The 21,304-nt window shown below is 69.8% G+C and carries 17 protein-coding genes; 1 reads left to right on the forward strand and 16 read right to left on the reverse strand.

What is annotated here, in order from left to right; translation table 11 throughout:
• Position 1: 1 nt before the first annotated feature.
• The 15 genes from recQ to UW392_RS55655 all read right to left on the reverse strand — a co-directional run bounded on the left by recQ (position 2) and on the right by UW392_RS55655 (position 18,333).
• On the reverse strand, positions 2 to 2,041 hold the full coding sequence (recQ, locus tag UW392_RS55585; RefSeq protein ID WP_320783117.1) for a DNA helicase RecQ: 2,040 nt from the start codon (positions 2,039 to 2,041) through the stop codon (positions 2 to 4).
• 208 nt (positions 2,042 to 2,249) lie between these two features.
• Positions 2,250 to 3,899 (reverse strand): NADH-quinone oxidoreductase subunit NuoN, encoded by a 1,650-nt coding sequence (gene nuoN, locus UW392_RS55590; protein ID WP_320783118.1) that lies wholly within the window; start codon positions 3,897 to 3,899, stop codon positions 2,250 to 2,252.
• Complete coding sequence (locus tag UW392_RS55595) at positions 3,896 to 5,479, reverse strand: NADH-quinone oxidoreductase subunit M (protein ID WP_320783119.1); 1,584 nt, start codon at positions 5,477 to 5,479, stop codon at positions 3,896 to 3,898. Before UW392_RS55595 ends, nuoN begins: the two co-directional genes overlap by 4 nt.
• A gap of 5 nt (positions 5,480 to 5,484) precedes the next feature.
• Positions 5,485 to 7,449, reverse strand: coding sequence for an NADH-quinone oxidoreductase subunit L (gene nuoL, locus UW392_RS55600; RefSeq protein ID WP_320783120.1), 1,965 nt, complete (start codon positions 7,447 to 7,449; stop codon positions 5,485 to 5,487).
• A gap of 14 nt (positions 7,450 to 7,463) precedes the next feature.
• Positions 7,464 to 7,763 carry an NADH-quinone oxidoreductase subunit NuoK gene (gene nuoK / locus UW392_RS55605; protein ID WP_004927567.1) on the reverse strand — a complete coding sequence of 100 codons (300 nt, stop codon included), beginning with the start codon at positions 7,761 to 7,763 and terminating at the stop codon, positions 7,464 to 7,466.
• Positions 7,760 to 8,632 (reverse strand): NADH-quinone oxidoreductase subunit J, encoded by an 873-nt coding sequence (locus UW392_RS55610; protein WP_320783121.1) that lies wholly within the window; start codon positions 8,630 to 8,632, stop codon positions 7,760 to 7,762. Before UW392_RS55610 ends, nuoK begins: the two co-directional genes overlap by 4 nt.
• On the reverse strand, positions 8,629 to 9,279 hold the full coding sequence (gene nuoI / locus UW392_RS55615) for an NADH-quinone oxidoreductase subunit NuoI (protein ID WP_320783122.1): 651 nt from the start codon (positions 9,277 to 9,279) through the stop codon (positions 8,629 to 8,631). Before nuoI ends, UW392_RS55610 begins: the two co-directional genes overlap by 4 nt.
• Complete coding sequence (gene nuoH, locus UW392_RS55620) at positions 9,272 to 10,648, reverse strand: NADH-quinone oxidoreductase subunit NuoH (RefSeq protein ID WP_320783123.1); 1,377 nt, start codon at positions 10,646 to 10,648, stop codon at positions 9,272 to 9,274. Before nuoH ends, nuoI begins: the two co-directional genes overlap by 8 nt.
• Entirely contained in the window at positions 10,645 to 13,149 is a 2,505-nt protein-coding gene (locus UW392_RS55625; RefSeq protein ID WP_320783124.1) for an NADH-quinone oxidoreductase subunit G, read from the reverse strand. Before UW392_RS55625 ends, nuoH begins: the two co-directional genes overlap by 4 nt.
• A complete protein-coding gene (gene nuoF, locus UW392_RS55630) occupies positions 13,146 to 14,498 on the reverse strand; it encodes an NADH-quinone oxidoreductase subunit NuoF (RefSeq protein WP_320783125.1) in 1,353 nt (450 codons plus the stop codon). The genes UW392_RS55625 and nuoF overlap by 4 nt, the downstream gene beginning before the upstream one ends.
• A complete protein-coding gene (gene nuoE / locus UW392_RS55635) occupies positions 14,495 to 15,355 on the reverse strand; it encodes an NADH-quinone oxidoreductase subunit NuoE (RefSeq protein WP_320783126.1) in 861 nt (286 codons plus the stop codon). The genes nuoF and nuoE overlap by 4 nt, the downstream gene beginning before the upstream one ends.
• A complete protein-coding gene (locus UW392_RS55640) occupies positions 15,352 to 16,677 on the reverse strand; it encodes an NADH-quinone oxidoreductase subunit D (RefSeq protein ID WP_320783127.1) in 1,326 nt (441 codons plus the stop codon). The genes nuoE and UW392_RS55640 overlap by 4 nt, the downstream gene beginning before the upstream one ends.
• Positions 16,674 to 17,408, reverse strand: a complete 735-nt coding sequence (locus UW392_RS55645) for an NADH-quinone oxidoreductase subunit C (RefSeq protein ID WP_320783128.1) — start codon at positions 17,406 to 17,408, stop codon at positions 16,674 to 16,676. Before UW392_RS55645 ends, UW392_RS55640 begins: the two co-directional genes overlap by 4 nt.
• Positions 17,405 to 17,959, reverse strand: coding sequence for a NuoB/complex I 20 kDa subunit family protein (locus UW392_RS55650; protein ID WP_029381065.1), 555 nt, complete (start codon positions 17,957 to 17,959; stop codon positions 17,405 to 17,407). Before UW392_RS55650 ends, UW392_RS55645 begins: the two co-directional genes overlap by 4 nt.
• 14 nt (positions 17,960 to 17,973) lie before the next feature.
• Positions 17,974 to 18,333, reverse strand: a complete 360-nt coding sequence (locus tag UW392_RS55655; protein WP_003992243.1) for an NADH-quinone oxidoreductase subunit A — start codon at positions 18,331 to 18,333, stop codon at positions 17,974 to 17,976.
• Positions 18,334 to 19,084: 751 nt separating this feature from the next.
• On the opposite strand from UW392_RS55655, the gene UW392_RS55660 reads away from it, so the two are divergent.
• On the forward strand, positions 19,085 to 19,918 hold the full coding sequence (locus tag UW392_RS55660; RefSeq protein ID WP_320783129.1) for a C40 family peptidase: 834 nt from the start codon (positions 19,085 to 19,087) through the stop codon (positions 19,916 to 19,918).
• A gap of 75 nt (positions 19,919 to 19,993) precedes the next feature.
• On the opposite strand, the gene UW392_RS55665 is transcribed toward UW392_RS55660, so the two are convergent.
• Complete coding sequence (locus tag UW392_RS55665) at positions 19,994 to 21,280, reverse strand: geranylgeranyl reductase family protein (protein WP_320783130.1); 1,287 nt, start codon at positions 21,278 to 21,280, stop codon at positions 19,994 to 19,996.
• Positions 21,281 to 21,304: the final 24 nt, after the last annotated feature.

Below are 21,304 nucleotides of genomic sequence, written 5' to 3' on the forward strand. Positions count from 1 at the left end.
GCTACAGCCAGTCGTCGGGCTCGGGCTCCGGCTCGTCGTCGGGCCAGTCGTCGAAGCCGGAACCGGCGGAGCCGCGATCCGCGGCCGCCGCACCCCCGGCCGCCGCACCGGTCGACGCGTCCCCGGCCGACGCGTCCCCGGCAGAGGACGCTGCCGGGCCGCCCTGCGCGGCCAGTACCTCCAGCACGCCGTCCCCGTAGGTCGCCAGCTTCTTCTCGCCCACGCCGCTGATGCCTCCGAGCTGCCCGATCGAGGTGGGCCACACCGTGGCGATCTCCCGGAGCGTCGCGTCGTGGAAGATGACGTACGCCGGGACGCCGTTCTCCCGGGCCTGCTCCGCGCGCCAGGAACGCAGGGCCTCGAAGGCCGGCTGGAGCGCCTCGGGCAGCTCCGCCGCCGCGGCCTTGGCCTTGCGCTCGCCCCGTCCCCCACCGGACGCCCGCGCCGTCACCGGCTTCTTCGGCTCCTTGCGCAGCGGCACCTCCCGGCCGCCGCGCAGCACCTCCGCGCTGGCGTCGGTCAGGACGAGCGTGCCGTACTCGCCCTCGACGGCGAGCAGTCCCTGGGCCAGCAACTGGCGGACGACGCCCCGCCACTCGCCCTCGGCCAGCTCCTCACCGATGCCGAACACCGACAGCTGATCGTGGTCGAACTGGATGACCTTGGCCGTGCGCTTGCCCAGCAGGATGTCGACGATCTGCCCGGCACCGAACTTCTGTCCCCGCTCCCGCTTCAGCCGCACCACCGTCGACAGGGCCTTCTGCGCCGCCACCGTGCCGTTCCACGTCTCCGGCGGGGTGAGGCAGGTGTCGCAGTTGCCGCAGCCCGTCGCGCCCGGGTCCTGTCCGAAGTAGGCGAGGAGCTGGCCGCGCCGGCACTGCGCGGTCTCGCAGAGCGCGAGCATCGCGTCCAGGTGGGACTGGGCCCGCCGCCGGAACGCCTCGTCGCCCTCGCCGGACTGGATCAGCTTGCGCTGCTGCACGACGTCGTTGAGGCCGTACGCCATCCAGGCCGTCGACGGCATCCCGTCGCGCCCCGCGCGGCCCGTCTCCTGGTAGTAGCCCTCGACCGACTTGGGCAGGTCGAGGTGGGCGACGAACCGCACGTCCGGCTTGTCGATGCCCATGCCGAAGGCGATCGTCGCCACGACCACCAGGCCGTCCTCGCGCAGGAACCGCGACTGGTGCGCCGCCCTCGTGCCCGCGTCCAGACCCGCGTGGTACGGCACCGCCTCGACGCCGTTACGGGAGAGGAACTCGGCCGTCTTCTCCACGGAGTTCCGGGAGAGGCAGTAGACGATGCCCGCGTCGCCCGGGTGCTCCTCGCGCAGGAAGCTCAGCAGCTGCTTCTTGGGCTCGGTCTTCGGCACGATCCGGTACTGGATGTTGGGCCGGTCGAAACTGGCCACGAAGTGCCGGGCCGTCGGCATGTTCAGCCGCTCGGTGATCTCCTGGTGGGTCGCGTGGGTGGCCGTCGCCGTGAGCGCGATCCGCGGCACGTCCGGCCAGCGCTCGCCGAGCAGGGACAGCGAGAGGTAGTCCGGCCGGAAGTCGTGCCCCCACTGCGAGACGCAGTGCGCCTCGTCGATGGCGAAGACCGCGATCTTGCCCCGCGAGAGCAGGTCGAGCGTGCTCTCCAGCCGCAGCCGCTCGGGCGCCAGGTAGAGCAGGTCCAGCTCGCCGGCGAGGAACTCGGCCTCGACCGTGCGCCGCTCGTCGAAGTCCTGCGTGCTGTTCATGAACCCGGCGCGCACACCGAGCGCCCGCAGCGCCTGGACCTGGTCGTGCATGAGCGCGATGAGCGGCGAGACCACTATGCCCGTACCGGGCCTGACCAGGGAGGGAATCTGGTAGCACAGCGACTTGCCGCCGCCGGTCGGCATGAGGACGACGGCGTCGCCGCCCGCCGCCACATGCTCGATCACCGCTTCCTGCTCGCCGCGGAAGGCGTCGTACCCGAAGACCCGGTGCAGCGTGGCCAGCGCCTCGCTGTCCGTGGACCCCGTCTCTGTCATCTCGCCGATCACGCTCGTCCCGCCCATCGTCCTGTCCCCCGTACGTCCTGCCCGTCTGCCCGGTCCGTCCTGTCCCGACCGATGCCTCCACGATAGGGGTCCGCACCGACAGCCCCCGGAGTTATCCACAGGCTCGTGACGGGACTCTCGCGGCCGGGTCCGGAGAACGGCCGTCGGCCCGGCACCGCGAAGGGTGCCGGGCCGACGGCCGCACAAGGGACGGAGAGGTGTCGCGTCAGCGCACGAACGTCCCCGCCTGTCCCGCCAGGTCCAGGAAGTACTGCGGCGCCACGCCCAGCACCACGGTGACCGCCACGCCCACGCCGATCGCCGTCATGGTCAGCGGCGACGGCACGGCGACCGTCGGGCCCTCCGGCCGGGGATCGCTGAAGAACATGAGCACGATCACGCGGATGTAGAAGAACGCCGCGATCGCCGAGGAGATCACACCGATCACGACCAGCGGCGCCGCGCCGCCTTCCGCCGCCGCCTTGAACACGGCGAACTTCCCCGCGAACCCGGAGGTCAGCGGGATACCGGCGAAGGCCAGCAGGAACACCGCGAAGACCGCCGCCACCAGCGGCGACCTGCGGCCGAGCCCGGCCCACTTCGACAGGTGCGTCGCCTCGCCGCCCGGGTCCCGCACCAGCGTCACCACGGCGAACGCGCCGATCGTGACGAAGGAGTACGCGGCCAGGTAGAAGAGGACGGAGGAGACGCCGTCCGGCGTGGTCGCGATGACGCCCGCGAGGATGAAGCCCGCGTGCGCGATCGAGGAGTACGCCAGCAGCCGCTTGATGTCGGTCTGCGTGATCGCGACGATCGCACCGCCCAGCATGGTGACGATCGCCACGCCCCACATCACCGGCCGCCAGTCCCAGCGCAGCCCCGGCAGGACGACGTAGAGGATGCGCAGCAGCGCGCCGAAGGCCGCCACCTTGGTGGCCGCCGCCATGAACCCGGTGACCGGTGTCGGCGCGCCCTGGTAGACGTCCGGCGTCCACATGTGGAACGGCACGGCGCCCACCTTGAACAGCAGGCCCATGACGATCAGCGCGGCGCCGACGAGGAGCAGCGCGTCGTTGCCCATGGTGTCGGCGAGCGCCGGGGTGACCTCGGTGATCGACCCGTCGACGACCTTCGCGATCGCGCCGTAGGACATCGAGCCCGCGTAGCCGTAGAGCAGGGCGATGCCGAACAGGGTGAAGGCGGAGGCGAACGCGCCGAGCAGGAAGTACTTGACCGCCGCTTCCTGCGACATCAGCCGCTTGCGGCGGGCCAGCGCGCACAGCAGGTACAGCGGGAGTGAGAAGACCTCCAGCGCCACGAAGAGCGTCAGCAGGTCGTTGGCCGCGGGGAAGACCAACATGCCGGCGATCGCGAACAGCAGCAGCGGGAACACCTCGGTGGTGGCGAATCCCGCCTTCACCGCCTTCTGCTCGCTGTCGCTGCCCGGCACGGACGCGGCCTGCGCGGCGAAGGAGTCCACGCGGTTGCCGTGCGCCGCCGGGTCGAGCCGCCGTTCGGCGAAGGTGAAGAGGCCGACCAGGCCCGCCAGCAGGATCGTGCCCTGGAGGAAGAGCGCCGGTCCGTCGACGGCGATGGCGCCCATCGCGGCGATGTGCGCCTTGGTCGTGCCGTAGCCGCCCGCCGCGAGCGCGACGACCGCGGCGAAGGCGGCGACGAGCGCGACGGCGGAGACGAACAACTGCGCGTAATACCGCGACCTGCGCGGCACGAACGCCTCGACGAGGATGCCGACGATCGCCGCTCCGACGACGATCAGGGTGGGCGACAGCTGCCCGTACTCGATCTTCGGCGCGTCGATCTTGGTGATCGGATCGGCCGCCGTTGTCCACAGGCTGTGGACGGCTGATGCGCTCACTTGGCCGCCTCCACCTCGGGCTGGGGGTCCTTCTTATGGACGTCGGACATGGTCTGCTCGACCGCCGGGTCGATGATGTCCGCCACGGGCTTCGGGTAGACGCCCAGGAAGATCAGCAGGACGACCAGCGGCGCCACGACCAGTACCTCGCGCACGCGCAGGTCCGGCATGGTGGCGACCTCCGGCTTCACGGGGCCGGTCATCGTGCGCTGGTAGAGGACGAGGGTGTACAGCGCGGCCAGGACGATGCCGAACGTCGCGATGATGCCGATCACCGGATAGCGCGTGAACGTGCCGACCAGGACCAGGAACTCACTGACGAACGGCGCGAGCCCCGGCAGCGACAGGGTCGCCAGGCTGCCGATCAGGAAGGTGCCCGCGAGCACCGGGGCGACCTTCTGCACCCCGCCGTAGTCGGCGATGAGCCGCGAGCCGCGCCGCGAGATCAGGAATCCGGCCACCAGCATCAGCGCGGCGGTCGAGATGCCGTGGTTGACCATGTAGAGCGTGGCACCGGACTGGCCCTGGCTCGTCATCGCGAAGATGCCCATGACGATGAAGCCGAAGTGGGAGATCGACGCGTACGCCACCAGCCGCTTGATGTCGCGCTGGCCGACCGCGAGCAGCGCCCCGTAGACGATGCTGATCAGCGCCAGGACGAGGATGACGGGCGTCGCCCACTTGCTGGCCTCCGGGAAGAGCTGGAGGCAGAAGCGGAGCATCGCGAACGTGCCCACCTTGTCGACGACCGCCGTGATCAGCACGGCGACCGGGGCGGTGGACTCCTGCATGGCGTTGGGCAGCCAGGTGTGCAGCGGCCACAGTGGCGCCTTCACCGCGAAGGCGAAGAAGAAACCCAGGAACAGCCAGCGTTCGGTGTCGGTCGCCATGACGAGCGAGCCGTCGGCGCGCGCCTGGGCGATCTCCTGGAGCGAGAAGTTCCCGGCGACGACGTACAGGCCGATCACCGCGGCCAGCATGATCAGACCGCCGGCCAGGTTGTAGAGGAGGAACTTCACCGCCGCGTACGACCGCTGCGTCGCCGCCGTCTTCTCGCCGTGCTCGTGGGCCCGGTCGCCGAAGCCGCCGATGAGGAAGTACATCGGGATGAGCATGGCTTCGAAGAAGATGTAGAAGAGGAAGACGTCGGTGGCCTCGAAGGAGATGATCACCATCGCCTCGACGGCCAGGATCAGGGCGAAGAAGCCCTGCGTCGGCCGCCACCGGCTGCTGCCGGTCTCCAGCGGGTCGGCGTCGTTCCACCCGGCGAGCACGATGAACGGGATGAGCAGGGCGGTCAGCGCGATCAGTGCCACCGCGATGCCGTCGACGCCCAGTTCGTAGCGGACGCCGAAGTCGGCGATCCAGGAGTGTCGCTCGGTGAGCTGGAAACGGCCGTCCTCCGGGTCGGCGTTCGGATCGAAGCGGACCAGGATGACGACCGCGAGCGCGAGCGTGGCCAGCGAGAACAGCAGCGCGAGCCATTTGGCCGCGGTGCGCTTCGCGGCCGGCACGGCGGCCGTCGCGATCGCCCCGACGGCCGGCAGTACCGCCGTCGCTGTCAGCAGGGGAAAGGACATCGGTATCAGACCGCCCTCATCAGCAGGGTCGCGGCGACGAGGACCGCCGCACCGCCGAACATCGAGACCGCGTAACTGCGCGCGAAGCCGTTCTGCACCTTGCGCATCCGCCCGGACAGCCCGCCGACGGAGGCCGCCGTGCCGTTGACGACGCCGTCGACCAGGGTGTGGTCGACGTAGACCAGGGAGCGGGTGAGGTGCTCGCCGCCGCGGACCAGGACGACGTGGTTGAAGTCGTCCTGGAGCAGGTCGCGCCGGGCGGCCCGGGTGAGCAGCGACCCGCGCGGGGCGACGGCCGGGACGGGACGGCGGCCGTACTGCGCCCAGGCGAGGGCGACGCCGATCACCATCACGGCGACCGTGGAGAGCGTGACCGTCAGGGCGCCGATCGGCGGGTGGCCGTGTTCGTGCGCGGTGATCGGCTCCAGCCAGTGCAGGAACCGGTCGCCGAGGCTGAAGAACGCGCCGCCCGCGACCGACCCGACGGCCAGCACGATCATCGGGATCGTCATGGCGCCCGGCGACTCGTGCGGGTGCGGAGGTGTGTACTCGCCGCGGGTCTCGGCGGCGGGCTCCACGTCCGGCTCGGCCGGGGACGGCGTCGGTGCCTCGCGCCAGCGCTCCTCGCCGAAGAACGTCATCAGCATCACGCGCGTCATGTAGTACGCCGTGACGGCCGCGCCCAGCAGGGCGCAGGCGCCGAGGATCCAGCCCTCGGTGCCGCCCTTGGCGAACGCCGCCTCGATGATCTTGTCCTTGGAGAAGAAGCCCGACAGGCCCGGGAAGCCGATGATGGCGAGGTAGCCGAGGCCGAAGGTGACGAACGTGACCGGCATGTACTTCCTGAGTCCGCCGTAACGGCGCATGTCGACCTCGTCGTTCATGCCGTGCATGACCGAACCGGCCCCCAGGAACAGCCCGGCCTTGAAGAAGCCGTGCGTCACGAGGTGCATGATGGCGAAGACGTAGCCGATGGGGCCGAGGCCCGCGGCGAGCACCATGTAGCCGATCTGCGACATGGTCGACCCGGCGAGCGCCTTCTTGATGTCGTCCTTGGCGCAACCGACGATCGCACCGAAGAGCAGCGTGACCGCGCCGACGATGGTGACGACGAGCTGCGCGTCGGGCGCGCCGTTGAAGATCGCCGCGGACCGCACGATCAGGTAGACGCCCGCGGTCACCATGGTCGCGGCGTGGATGAGGGCCGAGACCGGGGTCGGGCCCTCCATCGCGTCGCCGAGCCAGGACTGGAGCGGCACCTGGGCCGACTTGCCGCAGGCGGCGAGCAGCAGCATCAGCGCGATCGCGGTGAGCTTGCCCTCGCCGGCCTCCCCGGCCAGGCCGGGCTCCGCCACGGTGCCGAGCACCGGCCCGAAGGCGAAGGTGCCGAACCAGAGGAACATCAGCATGATCGCGATCGACAGGCCCATGTCGCCGACGCGGTTGACCAGGAAGGCCTTCTTCGCGGCCGTCGCGGCACTGGGCTTGTGCTGCCAGAAGCCGATCAGCAGGTAGGAGGCGAGGCCGACGCCCTCCCAGCCGACGTACAGCAGCAGGTAGTTGTCGGCGAGGACCAGGATGAGCATCGCCGCCAGGAACAGGTTCAGATAGCCGAAGAAGCGGCGGCGGCGCTCGTCGTGCTCCATGTACGCCACGGAGTACAGGTGGATCAGCGAGCCGACGCCGGTGATCAGCAGGACGAACGTCATCGACAACTGGTCGAGGCGGAAGGCGACGTCGGCCTGGAAGCCCTCGACGGGGACCCAGCTGAACAGGTGCTGGGTCAGGGTGCGTTCCTCACCGCCCTTGCCCAGCATGTCGGTGAAGAGGACGGCGCCGATCACGAAGGACGCGGCGGCCAGGACCGTGCCGATCCAGTGGCCGACGGCGTCCAGCCGGCGTCCGCCGCACAGCAGGACCGCCGCTCCGAGCAGAGGCGCCGCCACCAGCAGCGCGATAAGAGACTCCACGATTCAGCGACCCCTCACAGCTTCATCAGGCTGGCGTCGTCGACCGAGGCCGAGTGGCGGGAACGGAACAGGGACACGATGATCGCCAGCCCGACCACGACCTCCGCGGCGGCGACGACCATCGTGAAGAAGGCGATGATCTGGCCGTCCAGGTTGCCGTGCATCCGGGAGAAGGCGACGAACGCCAGGTTGCAGGCGTTGAGCATCAGCTCCACGCACATGAACACCACGATGGCGTTGCGCCGGATCAGCACCCCGGTGGCGCCGATCGTGAACAGCAGGGCCGCGAGGTACAGGTAGTTGACGGGATTCACTTCGACGCCTCCTCAGCACGCGCGCGGGCGTCCCGCTCGAAGGCGGCCCGGTCCACGGGACCGCGCTCCAGCCGCTCCTGGGCGCGCTGCTCCAGGGCCTTCAGGTCGTCGAGCGCCTCCGTCGACACGTCCCTGACCTGGCCACGGTCGCGCAGCGTCTGCATGACCGTCAGCTCCGAGGGGGTGCCGTCGGGCAGCAGGCCCGCGATGTCCACGGCGTTGTGCCGGGCGTACACGCCGGGCGCCGGGAGCGGCGGCAGGTACTTGCCCTCCCGGACGCGCTCCTGAGCCAGTTCGCGCTGTGTCTTGGCGCGCTCGGTGCGCTCGCGGTGGGTGAGCACCATCGCGCCGACCGCCGCGGTGATCAGCAGGGCGCCGGTGATCTCGAAGGCGAAGACGTACTTGGTGAAAATGAGGGAGGCCAGGCCCTCCACGTTGCCGCCGGCGTTGGCCTGTCCCACGCCGGTGAACTCGGTGAGGGAGGCGTTGCCGATACCCGCGATCAGCAGGACGCCGAAACCGAGCCCGCAGAGCAGGGCCAGCCAGCGCTGGCCCCTGATGGTCTCCTTCAGGGAGTCCGCCGCGGTGACGCCGACCAGCATCACCACGAACAGGAACAGCATCATGATCGCGCCGGTGTAGACGACGATCTGGACGACGCCGAGGAAGTAGGCGCCGTTGGCCAGGTAGAACACGGCCAGAATGATCATGGTCCCGGCGAGGCAGAGGGCGCTGTGCACGGCCTTCTTCATGAGGACGGTGCACAGGGCGCCGATCACCGCGACGGTGCCGAGGATCCAGAACTGGACGGCCTCCCCGGTGGAGGTGGAGGCGGAGAGAGTCACCGCGGCGGCGAACTGCGCGGTCATCGGCGGATCACCTCCTGCGACGCGGGCTCGTCCTCGCCGGAGGTCGACGCGGCCTCCTGCGGGACCTCGCCCTTGGAGAGCGCGACCTGCCGCTCGGTACCGGGAGCGGCCTCGGTGACCAGCCCTCGGTAGTAGTCCTGCTCGTCGGTCCCCGGGTAGATGGCGTGCGGGGAGTCGACCATGCCGTCGTCGAGACCGGCGAGCAGCTGCTCCTTGGTGAAGATCAGGTCGGCCCGGCTGGAGTCGGCCAGCTCGAACTCGTTGGTCATCGTCAGCGCGCGCGTGGGACACGCCTCGATGCACAGGCCGCACAGGATGCAGCGGGCGTAGTTGATCTGGTAGACGCGCCCGTACCGCTCGCCCGGCGAGTAGCGCTCCTCCTCGGTGTTGTCCGCACCCTCCACGTAGATCGCGTCGGCCGGGCACGCCCAGGCGCACAGCTCGCAGCCGACGCACTTCTCCAGGCCGTCCGGATGGCGGTTGAGCTGGTGCCGTCCGTGGAAGCGCGGAGCGGTGGTCTTCTGCTGCTCCGGGTACTGCTCGGTCAGCCGCTTCTTGAACATGGCCTTGAAGGTCACGCCGAAGCCGGCCACGGGATTCTGGAAACCGGGCTTGGACTGCCCGGCCTCCTTGGGCTCCTCAGCCATCGGACGCCTCCTTTCCATCCGTCGGTCCACCCAGCGGTCCGTCACTCTGAGTATCGGGACCACCACTGACAATCAGCTCCCGCTCGCGGCGGGAACGGCGCCTCGGCACCGGTGGCAACTCCTGTCCCGGCAGCGGCGGCACGGGGAACCCGCCGGCCATCGGATCGAATCCGGCCGGTTCCTCCGCGGGCTGCTCGGCCCGCTTGCCCTTGTCGCGGTACAGGTCGAAGACGAAGGACAGCAGCAGGACGACGATGACGGCACCGCAGACATACAGCGCGATGTCGGCGAAGTCGTAGTTCTCGTTCCTGAGCGCCCGGACGGTCGCGACGAGCATCAGCCACACCAGCGAGACCGGGATGAGCACCTTCCAGCCGAGCTTCATCAACTGGTCGTAGCGGACGCGGGGCAGGGTGCCGCGCAGCCAGACGAAGACGAACAGCAGCACCTGGACCTTGACGACGAACCACAGCATCGGCCACCAGCCGTGGTTGGCGCCCTCCCAGAAGGTGCTGACCGGCCACGGGGCCCGCCAGCCGCCGAGGAAGAGGGTGGTCGTGACCGCCGAGACCGTCACCATGTTCACGTACTCGGCGAGCATGAACATCGCGAACTTGATCGACGAGTACTCGGTGTTGAAGCCGCCGACCAGGTCGCCCTCGGACTCCGGCATGTCGAACGGCGCGCGGTTGGTCTCACCGACCATCGTCACGACGTAGAGCAGGAAGGAGACCGGCAGCAGCAGGATGTACCAGCGGTCCGCCTGCGCCTCGACGATCGCCGAGGTCGACATCGACCCGGAGTACAGGAACACCGAGGCGAACGCGGCGCCCATCGCGATCTCGTACGAGATCATCTGCGCGCAGGAGCGCAGTCCGCCGAGGAGCGGATAGGTCGAGCCGGAGCTCCAGCCGGCGAGGACGATGCCGTAGATGCCGACCGAGGCGACCGCGAGGATGTAGAGCATCGCGATCGGCAGGTCGGTGAGCTGCATGGTGGTGCGCTGACCGAAGATCGAGATCTCGTTGCCGGCCGGTCCGAAGGGGATCACCGCGAACGCCATGAAGGCGGGGATCGCGGCGACGACCGGCGCGAGGATGTACACGGCCTTGTCGGCGCGTTTGACGACGACGTCTTCCTTGAGCATCAGTTTGATGCCGTCGGCGAGCGACTGGAGCATGCCCCAGGGGCCGTGCCGGTTGGGGCCGACGCGCAGCTGCATCCAGGCGACGACCTTGCGCTCCATGACGATGGCGATCAGCACGGTCACCATCAGGAACGCGAAGCAGAACACCGCCTTGACGACGACCAGCCACCAGGGGTCGCGGCCGAACATCGAGAGGTCTTCAGCGGCGAGGTACGGACTCATGCCTCCACCTCCTGGGGGGCCGCGCCGACGGTCGTCGCCGGGCCGATGCGGACGAGGGACCCGGGCAGCACCCCGGCGTCGGAGGCGACGCCCGTCCCGGCGGAGTTCAGCGGCAGCCACACCACGCGGTCGGGCATCTCGGTGACCTGGAGCGGCAGTTCCACGGACCCCTTGGGGCCGGTCACCGCGAGGACGTCGCCGTCCTTGACGCCCGCCTCGGCGGCCGTGGCCGCCGACACCCGCGCGCGTGCGGCGTGCCGGGTGCCCGCGAGCGCCTCGTCGCCCTGCTGGAGGAGACCCTGGTCGAGCAGGAGCCGGTGCCCGGCGAGCACCGCCTCCCCGGCGGCCGGCCGCGGCAGCGCGGCGGCGCTCGCCACGGGACCGGTCGCCCCGGCCCCGGCCCAGGGCCCGAGCCGGTCGATCTCCGCGCGTACGGTGCGCAGGTCCGGCAGCCCCAGGTGGACGTCCATGGCGTCGGCCAGCATCTGCAGCACGCGCGCGTCCGTGGGCGCGACCCGGCGGGTCATATGGTCGGGCTTGAGCGCGGCCTCGAAGAACCGGACCCGGCCCTCCCAGTTGAGGAACGTCCCGGCCTTCTCGGCGACTGCGGCGACGGGCAGGACCACGTCGGCCAGTTCGGTGACCTCACCGGGCCGCAGCTCCAGCGAGACCACGAAACCGGCCTCGGCCAGCGCCGCACGCGCGCGTGCCGGGTCGGGCAGGTCGGTGACCTCCACGCCCGCGACGAGCAGCGCCTGCAGTTCCCCGTCGGCGGCGGCCTCGATGATCCGGCCGGTGTCCCGTCCGTAGCGGTGCGGCAGGTCGGACAGGCCCCAGGCGGCGGCGACCTCGGCGCGCGCCCGCGGATCGCCGGCCGGACGGCCGCCCGGCAGCAGCGACGGCAGCGCACCCGCCTCGATGGCGCCGCGCTCCCCGGCCCGGCGCGGGATCCACACCAGCCGGGCGCCGGTGGCCGACGCGGTCCGCACCGCGGCGGTCAGCCCGCCCGCCACGGCCGCGAGCCGCTCGCCTACGACGATCACCGAACCCTCGGCGCGCAGCGCCTCGGCGGCGAGCGTGCCCGCGTCCTCCAGTCCGACGCCGCCCGCCAGCGCGTCCAGCCACTCGGTCTCGGTGCCGGGCGCGGCGGGCAGCAGCGTGCCGCCGGCCTTGGTGAGACCCCGGGTGGCGTGCGTGGCGAGGGCGAACACCCGCTGCCCGTGCTTGCGCCAGGCCTTGCGGAGCCGCAGGAAGACGCCCGGCGCCTCCTCCTCCGCCTCGAACCCGACCAGCAGCACCGCCGGCGCCTTCTCCAGCGCGTCGTAGGTGACCCCCGTACCGTCGAGGTCCCGGCCGCGTCCGGCGACCCGGGCGGCCAGGAAGTCGGCCTCCTCGCCGCTGTGCACGCGCGCGCGGAAGTCGATGTCGTTGGTGTCGAGCGCCACGCGCGCGAACTTGCTGTACGCGTAGGCGTCCTCGACGGTGAGCCGTCCGCCGGTCAGGACACCGGTCCGCCCGCGCGAGGCGAGCAGTCCCTGTGCGGCGATCCGCAGCGCCTCCGGCCAGGAGGCGGGCTCCAGATCACCCTCGGCGTTGCGCACCAGGGGCGTGCTGAGCCGGTCGCGCTGCTGCGCGTACCGGAATCCGAACCGTCCCTTGTCGCACATCCACTCCTCGTTGACCTCGGGGTCGTAGGCCGCGAGGCGCCGCATGACCTTGCCGCGCCGGTGGTCGGTGCGGGTGGCGCAGCCGCCGGAGCAGTGCTCGCACACCGACGGTGAGGAGACCAGGTCGAAAGGGCGGGAGCGGAACCGGTAGGCGGCCGAGGTCAGCGCGCCGACCGGGCAGATCTGGATGGTGTTGCCGGAGAAGTACGACTCGAAGGGGTCGCCCTCCCCGGTGCCGACCTGCTGGAGGGCGCCGCGCTCGACCAGCTCGATCATCGGGTCGCCCGCGACCTGGTTGGAGAACCGGGTGCAGCGGGCGCACAGCACGCACCGCTCACGGTCGAGCAGCACCTGCGTGGAGATCGGCAAGGGCTTCTCGTAGGTGCGCTTGCGGCCCTCGAACCGGGACTCGGCGTTGCCGTGCGACATCGCCTGGTTCTGCAGCGGGCACTCGCCGCCCTTGTCGCAGACCGGGCAGTCCAGCGGGTGGTTGATGAGCAGCAGCTCCATCACACCCTTCTGCGCCTTCTCCGCGACCGGCGAGGTGAGGTGGGTCTTCACCACCATCCCGTCGGTGCAGGTGATGGTGCAGGACGCCATGGGCTTGCGCTGGCCCTCGACCTCGACGATGCACTGGCGGCAGGCGCCGGCCGGGTCGAGCAGCGGGTGGTCGCAGAACCGGGGGATCTCGATGCCGAGCTGCTCGGCGGCCCGGATGACCAGGGTGCCCTTGGGCACGCTGATCTCGACGCCGTCGATCGTCAGCGACACCAGGTCTTCCGGCGGGACCGCGGCCTCGCCTCCGCCGGAGGGAGCGCTGGTGGTCACAGTCATGCGTTCACCTCCGTACGGTGGTCGGCCCAGGCCGTCGACCTGGCCGGGTCGAAGGGGCAGCCGCGGCCCGTGACGTGCTGCTCGTACTCCTCGCGGAAGTACTTCAGCGAGGAGAAGATCGGCGAGGCGGCACCGTCGCCGAGCGCGCAGAAGGACTTGCCGTTGATGTTGTCGGCGATGTCGTTCAGCTTGTCGAGGTCTTCCATGCGGCCCTTGCCGGCCTCGATGTCGCGGAGCAACTGCACCAGCCAGTACGTCCCTTCGCGGCACGGTGTGCACTTGCCGCAGGACTCGTGGGCGTAGAACTCGGTCCAGCGGGTGACGGCGCGGACGACGCAGGTCGTCTCGTCGAAGCACTGGAGGGCTTTCGTGCCGAGCATCGAGCCGGCGGCGCCCACGCCCTCGTAGTCGAGGGGGACGTCGAGGTGCTCGTCGGTGAACATCGGGGTCGAGGAGCCGCCCGGTGTCCAGAACTTCAGCCGGTGGCCGGGCCGCATCCCGCCGCTCATGTCGAGAAGCTGGCGGAGGGTGATGCCGAGCGGCGCCTCGTACTGGCCGGGGCTCGCGACGTGGCCGGAGAGGGAGTACAGCGTGAAGCCCGGGGACTTCTCGCTGCCCATCGCCCTGAACCAGTCCTTGCCCTTGTTCAGGATCGCGGGAACCGACGCGATCGACTCGACGTTGTTCACCACAGTGGGGCAGGCGTAGAGACCTGCCACAGCCGGGAAGGGGGGACGGAGCCGCGGTTGACCCCGGCGGCCTTCCAGCGAGTCGAGCAGTGCGGTCTCCTCACCGCAGATGTACGCGCCCGCGCCCGCGTGCACGGTGAGCTCCAGATCGAGCCCGCTGCCCAGGATGTTCTCGCCGAGGAAGCCCGCCTCACGTGCCTCGCGCACGGCCTCGTGCAACCGCCGCAGAACGGGGACGACTTCGCCCCGGAGATAGATGAAGGCATGCGACGACCTGATGGCGTAGCACGCGATCACGATGCCCTCGATGAGGCTGTGCGGGTTCGCGAAGAGGAGCGGGATGTCCTTGCAGGTCCCCGGCTCCGATTCGTCGGCGTTGACAACAAGATAATGAGGCTTGCCGTCACCCTGCGGGATGAACTGCCACTTCATCCCCGTCGGGAACCCGGCGCCGCCCCGGCCGCGCAGACCCGCGTCCTTGACGTACGCGATGAGGTCGTCCGGCGACATGGCCAGCGCCTTGCGGAGCCCCTCGTACCCCTCGTGCCTGCGGTACACGTCCAGCGTCCAGGACGCGTCCTCGTCCCAGAAGGCCGACAGCACGGGTGCGAGCAGCTTCTCCGGGCTGTGGTCCTTGATCTCGGCCGCCAACGTCATCACTCCCCCTCCTCCGCGGTCGGCCCCGCCGGATGGGCGGGGTCGGAGGCCGATGTGTCCTGTGGCGCGTCGTGCGAGCTGAGGTGTTCGCTCGGCGACGGCTCGTGCGATGCGCCGTCCTCGGGCGCGGCACCGCGCGGATGCACCACGCGCGCGGCGGACGTCTCGCCCTTCGCCAGCTTCAGGCCGACCAGGGAGGCGGGTCCCGCGCTGCCGCCGGACTCGACCGCGCCCTCCCGCTCGTCGGGGAAGCCCGCCAGGATGCGCGCGGTCTCCTTGAAGGTGCACAGCGGCGCACCGCGCGTCGGCGTGACCTGACGGCCCGCGCGGAGGTCGTCGACCATGCGCCGGGCGCTCGCCGGCGTCTGGTTGTCGAAGAACTCCCAGTTGACCATCACGACCGGCGCGTAGTCGCAGGCCGCGTTGCACTCGATGTGCTCCAGGGTGACCTTGCCGTCGTCGGTCGTCCCGCCGTTGCCGACGCCCAGGTGCTCCTGGAGCTCTTCGAAGATCGCGTCGCCGCCCATGACGGCACACAGGGTGTTGGTGCACACCCCGACCTGGTAGTCGCCGCTCGGCCGGCGGCGGTACATGGTGTAGAAGGTCGCCACCGCCGTGACCTCGGCCGTGGTCAGGCCGAGCACCTCCGCGCAGAACCGCATACCGGTGCGCGTGACGTGGCCTTCTTCCGACTGCACGAGATGCAGCAACGGCAGCAGCGCCGAGCGGGAGTCCGGATAGCGGGCGATGACCTCCCGCGCGTCGGCCTCCAGCCGGGCCCGTACGTCGTCCGGGTAGTCGGGCGCGGGCAGCTCGGGCATGCCGAGTCCGACGCCCCGCTCCGAGGAATGGGTGGTCACCGGTCGACGCCTCCCATCACGGGGTCGATGGACGCCACCGCGACGATGACGTCGGCGACCTGGCCGCCCTCGCACATCGCCGCCATGGCCTGCAGGTTGGTGAAGGACGGGTCGCGGAAGTGGACCCGGTAGGGACGGGTGCCTCCGTCGGAGACGACGTGCACCCCGAGTTCGCCCTTGGGGGACTCGACCGCGGTGTACGTCTGTCCCGGCGCCACCCGGAATCCCTCGGTGACCAGCTTGAAGTGGTGGATCAGGGCCTCCATGGAGGTGCCCATGATCTTCTTGATGTGGTCGAGGGAGTTGCCCAGTCCGTCCGGTCCGAGCGCGAGCTGGGCCGGCCAGGCGATCTTCTTGTCCGGCACCATGACCGGGCCGGGCTCCAGCCGGTCCAGGCACTGCTCGACGATCCGCAGCGACTGGCGCATCTCCTCCAGGCGGATCAGGAAGCGGCCGTAGGCGTCGCAGGTGTCGGCGGTCGGGACGTCGAAGTCGTACGTCTCGTAGCCGCAGTACGGCTGGGACTTGCGCAGGTCGTGCGGGAGGCCGGTGGAGCGCAGGATCGGGCCGGTGGCGCCGAGGGCCATGCAGCCGGCCAGGTCGAGGTAGCCGACGTCCTGCATGCGGGCCTTGAAGATGGGGTTCCCGGTGGCGAGCTTGTCGTACTCCGGGAGGTTCTTCTTCATCTTCTTCACGAACTCGCGGATCTGGTCCACCGAGCCGGGCGGCAGGTCCTGGGCGAGTCCGCCGGGGCGGATGTAGGCGTGGTTCATCCTGAGGCCGGTGATCAGCTCGTAGATGTCGAGGATCAGCTCACGGTCGCGGAAGCCGTAGATCATGATCGTGGTGGCGCCCAGCTCCATGCCGCCGGTGGCGATGCACACCAGGTGCGACGACATCCGGTTCAGCTCCATCAGGAGGACCCGGATGATCGAGGCGCGGTCCGGGACCTGGTCCTCGATGCCGAGGAGCTGTTCGACACCGAGGCAGTACGCCGTCTCGTTGAAGAACGGCGTCAGGTAGTCCATGCGGGTCACGAAGGTGGTGCCCTGCGTCCACGTCCGGTATTCGAGGTTCTTCTCGATGCCGGTGTGCAGGTAGCCGATGCCGCAGCGGGCCTCGGTGACGGTCTCGCCGTCGATCTCCAGGATCAGGCGGAGCACGCCGTGCGTGGACGGGTGCTGCGGACCCATGTTGACGATGAGGCGCTCGTCGTCGGCGCGGGCCGCGGACTGGACGACCTCGTCCCAGTCGCCGCCGGTGACCGTATATACGGTGCCTTCGGTGGTCTCCCGGGGGGAGGCGTGCGAAGTGCTGCTCATGAGTACGACCTCCGCTGGTCCGGAGCCGGGATCTGGGCGCCCTTGTACTCGACGGGGATGCCGCCGAGGGGATAGTCCTTGCGCTGCGGAAAGCCCTGCCAGTCGTCCGGCATCATGATCCGCGTCAGCGCGGGGTGGCCGTCGAAGACGATGCCGAAGAAGTCGTAGGTCTCGCGCTCGTGCCAGTCGTTGGTCGGGTAGACCTCGAACAGCGACGGGATGTGCGGGTCGGCGTCGGGCGCGCTGACCTCCAGGCGGATCACCCGGTTGTGGGTGATCGAGCGCAGGTGGTAGACGGCGTGCAGCTCGCGGCCCTTGTCGTGCGGGTAGTGGACGCCGCTGACGCCGGTACAGAGTTCGAACCGCAGGGCCGGGTCGTCGCGCAGGGTGCGGGCGACGCGGACGAGGTGCTCGCGCTCGATGTGGAAGGTCAGTTCGCCGCGGTCGACGACCGTCTTCTCGATGGCGTTGCCGGGGAGCAGGCCCTGCTCCTCCAGCGCGCCCTCCAGTTCGTCGGCGACTTCGTCGAACCAGCCGCCGTAGGGCCTGTTCGCCGGTCCGGGGAGGCGGACCGAGCGGACCAGGCCGCCGTAGCCGGAGGTGTCGCCGCCGTTGTTCGCACCGAACATGCCGCGCTGGACGCGGATCTCCTCGCCGCCCCGGCCGCGCTGACCGGGCAGGTTCTCCGCGGACAGGTCCCGCTCCGGGTTGGTCCCGTTCGCGTCGCTCATCGCAGCAGCCCCTTCATCTCGATGGTGGGCAGGGCCTTGAGCGCCGCCTCCTCCGCCTCGCGGGCCGCCTCCTCGGCGTTGACGCCGAGCTTGGAGTTCTGGATCTTGTGGTGCAGTTTGAGGATGGCGTCCATCAGCATCTCGGGCCGTGGCGGGCAGCCGGGGAGGTAGATGTCGACCGGGACGATGTGGTCGACGCCCTGGACGATCGCGTAGTTGTTGAACATGCCGCCCGAGGAGGCGCAGACCCCCATGGAGATCACCCACTTGGGGTTCGGCATCTGGTCGTAGACCTGCCGCAGTACCGGCGCCATCTTCTGGCTGACCCGGCCGGCGACGATCATCAGGTCCGCCTGGCGCGGCGAGCCGCGGAAGACCTCCATGCCGAAGCGCGCCAGGTCGTAGCGGCCGGCACCGGTGGTCATCATCTCGATGGCGCAGCAGGCGAGGCCGAAGGTGGCCGGGAAGACCGACGACTTCCGTACCCAGCCCGCGGCCTGCTCGACGGTGGTCAGCAGGAAGCCGCTCGGCAGCTTTTCTTCGAGTCCCATGACTTAAAGGCCCCTCAGTCCCATTCCAGGCCGCCGCGCCGCCATACGTACGCGTACGCGACGAAGACGGTGAGCACGAAGAGCAGCATCTCCACGAGCCCGAAGATCCCCAGGGCGTCGAAGGTGACGGCCCAGGGGTAGAGGAAGACGATCTCGATGTCGAAGACGATGAAGAGCATCGCCGTCAGGTAGTACTTGATGGGGAAGCGCCCGCCGCCGGCCGGCGTGGGGGTCGGCTCGATTCCGCACTCGTAGGCTTCGAGCTTGGCCCGGTTGTACCGCTTCGGACCGATCAGCGTGGCCATGACCACGGAGAAGATCGCAAAGCCTGCCCCGAGGGCTCCCAGTACGAGGATGGGCGCATAGGCGTTCACCGCTCCTCGCTCCTCTCAGTCGGCACTGACTGGCGGTTTGCGTGGACTCACGACCGCCCCGGCCGTCTCACGAGCCCCGCTCGTCCCGGCGAAGATCGCGAACATGTGAAGCGGGTCACAAGCCCAACTGCACGGCATCCTATGCCTGCCGCTCTGTGATCTGCGACACGGGGTATTGCATGAGCTTTGTGATCTCCACCACCTGACGAAGAATCATGAAGTCGGATGAGCGGTGATCTTCACACAGGAAGCTTCCGAGTGATCACCAGAGGTGACATTTTCGCTCATCAGCGCTGCTCAGGGAATGCGTCTCAATATCAAGAAGCTTCCCGTGCATGCAAATTGGCGCTGGACATCATCAGTTGATAGTGCGCGGCATTCACACCTGGGGGTCGTCGCGGGGGCTTCTGTGAACGCGTGCACGCGTTCACGAGCGGTCGAAACGGGCGGACCGCCCAACGGGCGCATCACGGACGCAGTCGGCCGGGTGACCGTTCCGTGACCTCCGCCACATCGATGAGAGCCGCCTGAGAACCGGGCTTGGCCATCTGCCTCAACCGGTGGTAGGCGGGGAGCAATTCGGGCGTAACGATCAAACACCGTGATCACAGCCGTGTTACGGCCGCCCGCAATGTCCGTTAAGGCGTCAAGGAACGGCGACACGCCCGGGTTTCGGGACCCCGATTGAACAACTGTGGCGCAGCCCACGTTTCTTGTAGGTATGGAGGAGCTCCTGATACCGGTTGTACCCATGTCCCACACCGCTCACATACGCAGCCACCGGAAGCCCCGCCGCAGCGCGTCGTCAGCCGCGATGCGGGCCGGAGTTGCCTCGGGTGTGCTCAGCACCCTGGCAGTGGCCGGCGCGTCGGGTTCGGCGCAGGCGGCCGAGCCGGTGACGCAGACGCTGGAGCTGCCCACCCTGACGGCCGACCTGGCCGCCCAGGTCGCGCAGTCCGCGGACGCGACCCAGCAGGCCGCCGCGAGCTACGAGCTGCAGGCCGAGCGCGACGCCGCCGCGGCCAAGGCCGCCAAGGAAGCCAAGGCGGACCTCAAGGAAGCCAAGAAGAAGGCCGCCGAGGCCAAGAAGAAGGCCGAGGAGGAGGCTCGCAAGGCCGCGGCCGAGCGCGCCTCGCGCGACGCCGAGCGCACCACCCTGACCGCCTCCGCCGACACCGGCTCGTCCACGGCCGCCGAGTCGTCGGCGTCCACCGGCTCGTCCACGGCCACCGGTTCGGCCGCCGCGGTCGTCTCCTTCGTACGGGCCGCGGTCGGCGCGGCGTACGTCTCCGGAGCCACCGGTCCCTCCGCCTACGACTGCTCCGGTCTGGTGCAGGCCGCCTACAAGCAGGTGGGCGTCAGCCTGCCGCGCGTCTCCCAGGACCAGTCCGTCGCCGGCACCCAGGTCGGACTGGACAGCCTCCAGCCCGGCGACATCCTCTACTGGGGCGGTGCGGGCAGCGCCTACCACGTGGGCATCTACGTCGGCGACGGCATGTTCGTCGGCGCGCAGAACTCCTCCACCGGCGTCGTCGAGAAGCCGCTCTCCTACGACCCGCCGACCGGCGCGGTGCGCGTGCTGTAGTCCGGCCGCACCACCCACCTGCGTACGAAGGGCCGTTGTCCGTGCGGACAACGGCCCTTCGGTGCTGCCGGACCGTCAGGCCTTCGGCGCCACCTTGGTGAGGCCGTTGATGATGCGGTCCATCGCGTCGCCGCCCGTCGGGTCGGTGAGGTTGGCGAGCATCTTCAGGGTGAACTTCATCAGCACCGGATGGGTCAGGCCGCGCTGGGCGCCGATCTTCATGATCTTCGGGTTGCCGATGAGCTTCACGAAGACGCGGCCCAGGTTGTAGTAGCCGCCGTAGGTGTCCTTCAGGACGCGCGGGTAGCGCTGAAGGGCGATCTCGCGCTGGGCCGGGGTCGCCCGCGCGTGCGCCTGGACGATGACGTCGGCGGCGATCTGGCCGGACTCCATGGCGTAGGCGATGCCCTCGCCGTTGAAGGGGTTCACCAGGCCGCCCGCGTCGCCGACGAGGAGCAGGCCCTTGGTGTAATGCGGCTGCCGGTTGAAGGCCATGGGCAGCGCGGCGCCCCGGATCGGGCCGGTCATGTTCTCCGGGGTGTAGCCCCAGTCCTCGGGCATGGAGGCGCACCACGCCTTGAGGACCTCACGCCAGTCCAGCTCCTTGAAGGAGTCGGAGGTGTTCAGGACGCCCAGGCCGACGTTGGAGGTGCCGTCGCCCATACCGAAGATCCAGCCGTAGCCCGGCAGGAGACGGTCCTCGCCGGGGCCGCGGCGGTCCCACAGCTCCAGCCAGGACTCCAGGTAGTCGTCCTCGTGGCGCGGAGAGTTGAAGTAGGTGCGCACCGCGACGCCCATCGGGCGGTCCTCGCGGCGGTGCAGGCCCATCCCCAGGGAGAGGCGGGTGGAGTTGCCGTCGGCGGCGACGACGAGCGGCGCGTGGAAGGTGACCTCCCGCTTCTCCTCGCCCAGCTTGGCCCGGACGCCGGTGATGCGGCCGGTGCGGTCGTCGATGATCGGGGCGCCGACGTTGCAGCGCTCGTAGAGGCGGGCGCCGGCCTTCTGCGCCTGGTGGGCGAGCTGCTCGTCGAAGTCGTCGCGTTTGCGGACCAGACCGTAGTCCGGGAAGGAGGCGAGGTCGGGCCAGTCCAGCTGGAGGCGGTTGCCGCCGCCGATGATCCTGAGGCCCTTGTTGCGCAGCCAGCCGGCTTCCTCGGAGATGTCGATTCCCATGGCCACGAGCTGCTTGACCGCGCGGGGGGTGAGTCCGTCACCGCAGACCTTCTCGCGCGGGAATGCGGTCTTCTCCAGCAGCAGGACGTCGAGTCCGGACTTGGCCAGGTGGTACGCGGTGGTGGAGCCGGCTGGCCCCGCGCCCACGACGATCACATCGGCGGAGTTGTCGGAGAGGGGCTCGGTCACGGCGGGATCTCCCCAGGGTTCGAG

This window comes from Streptomyces sp. CRN 30, from assembly GCF_034105845.1.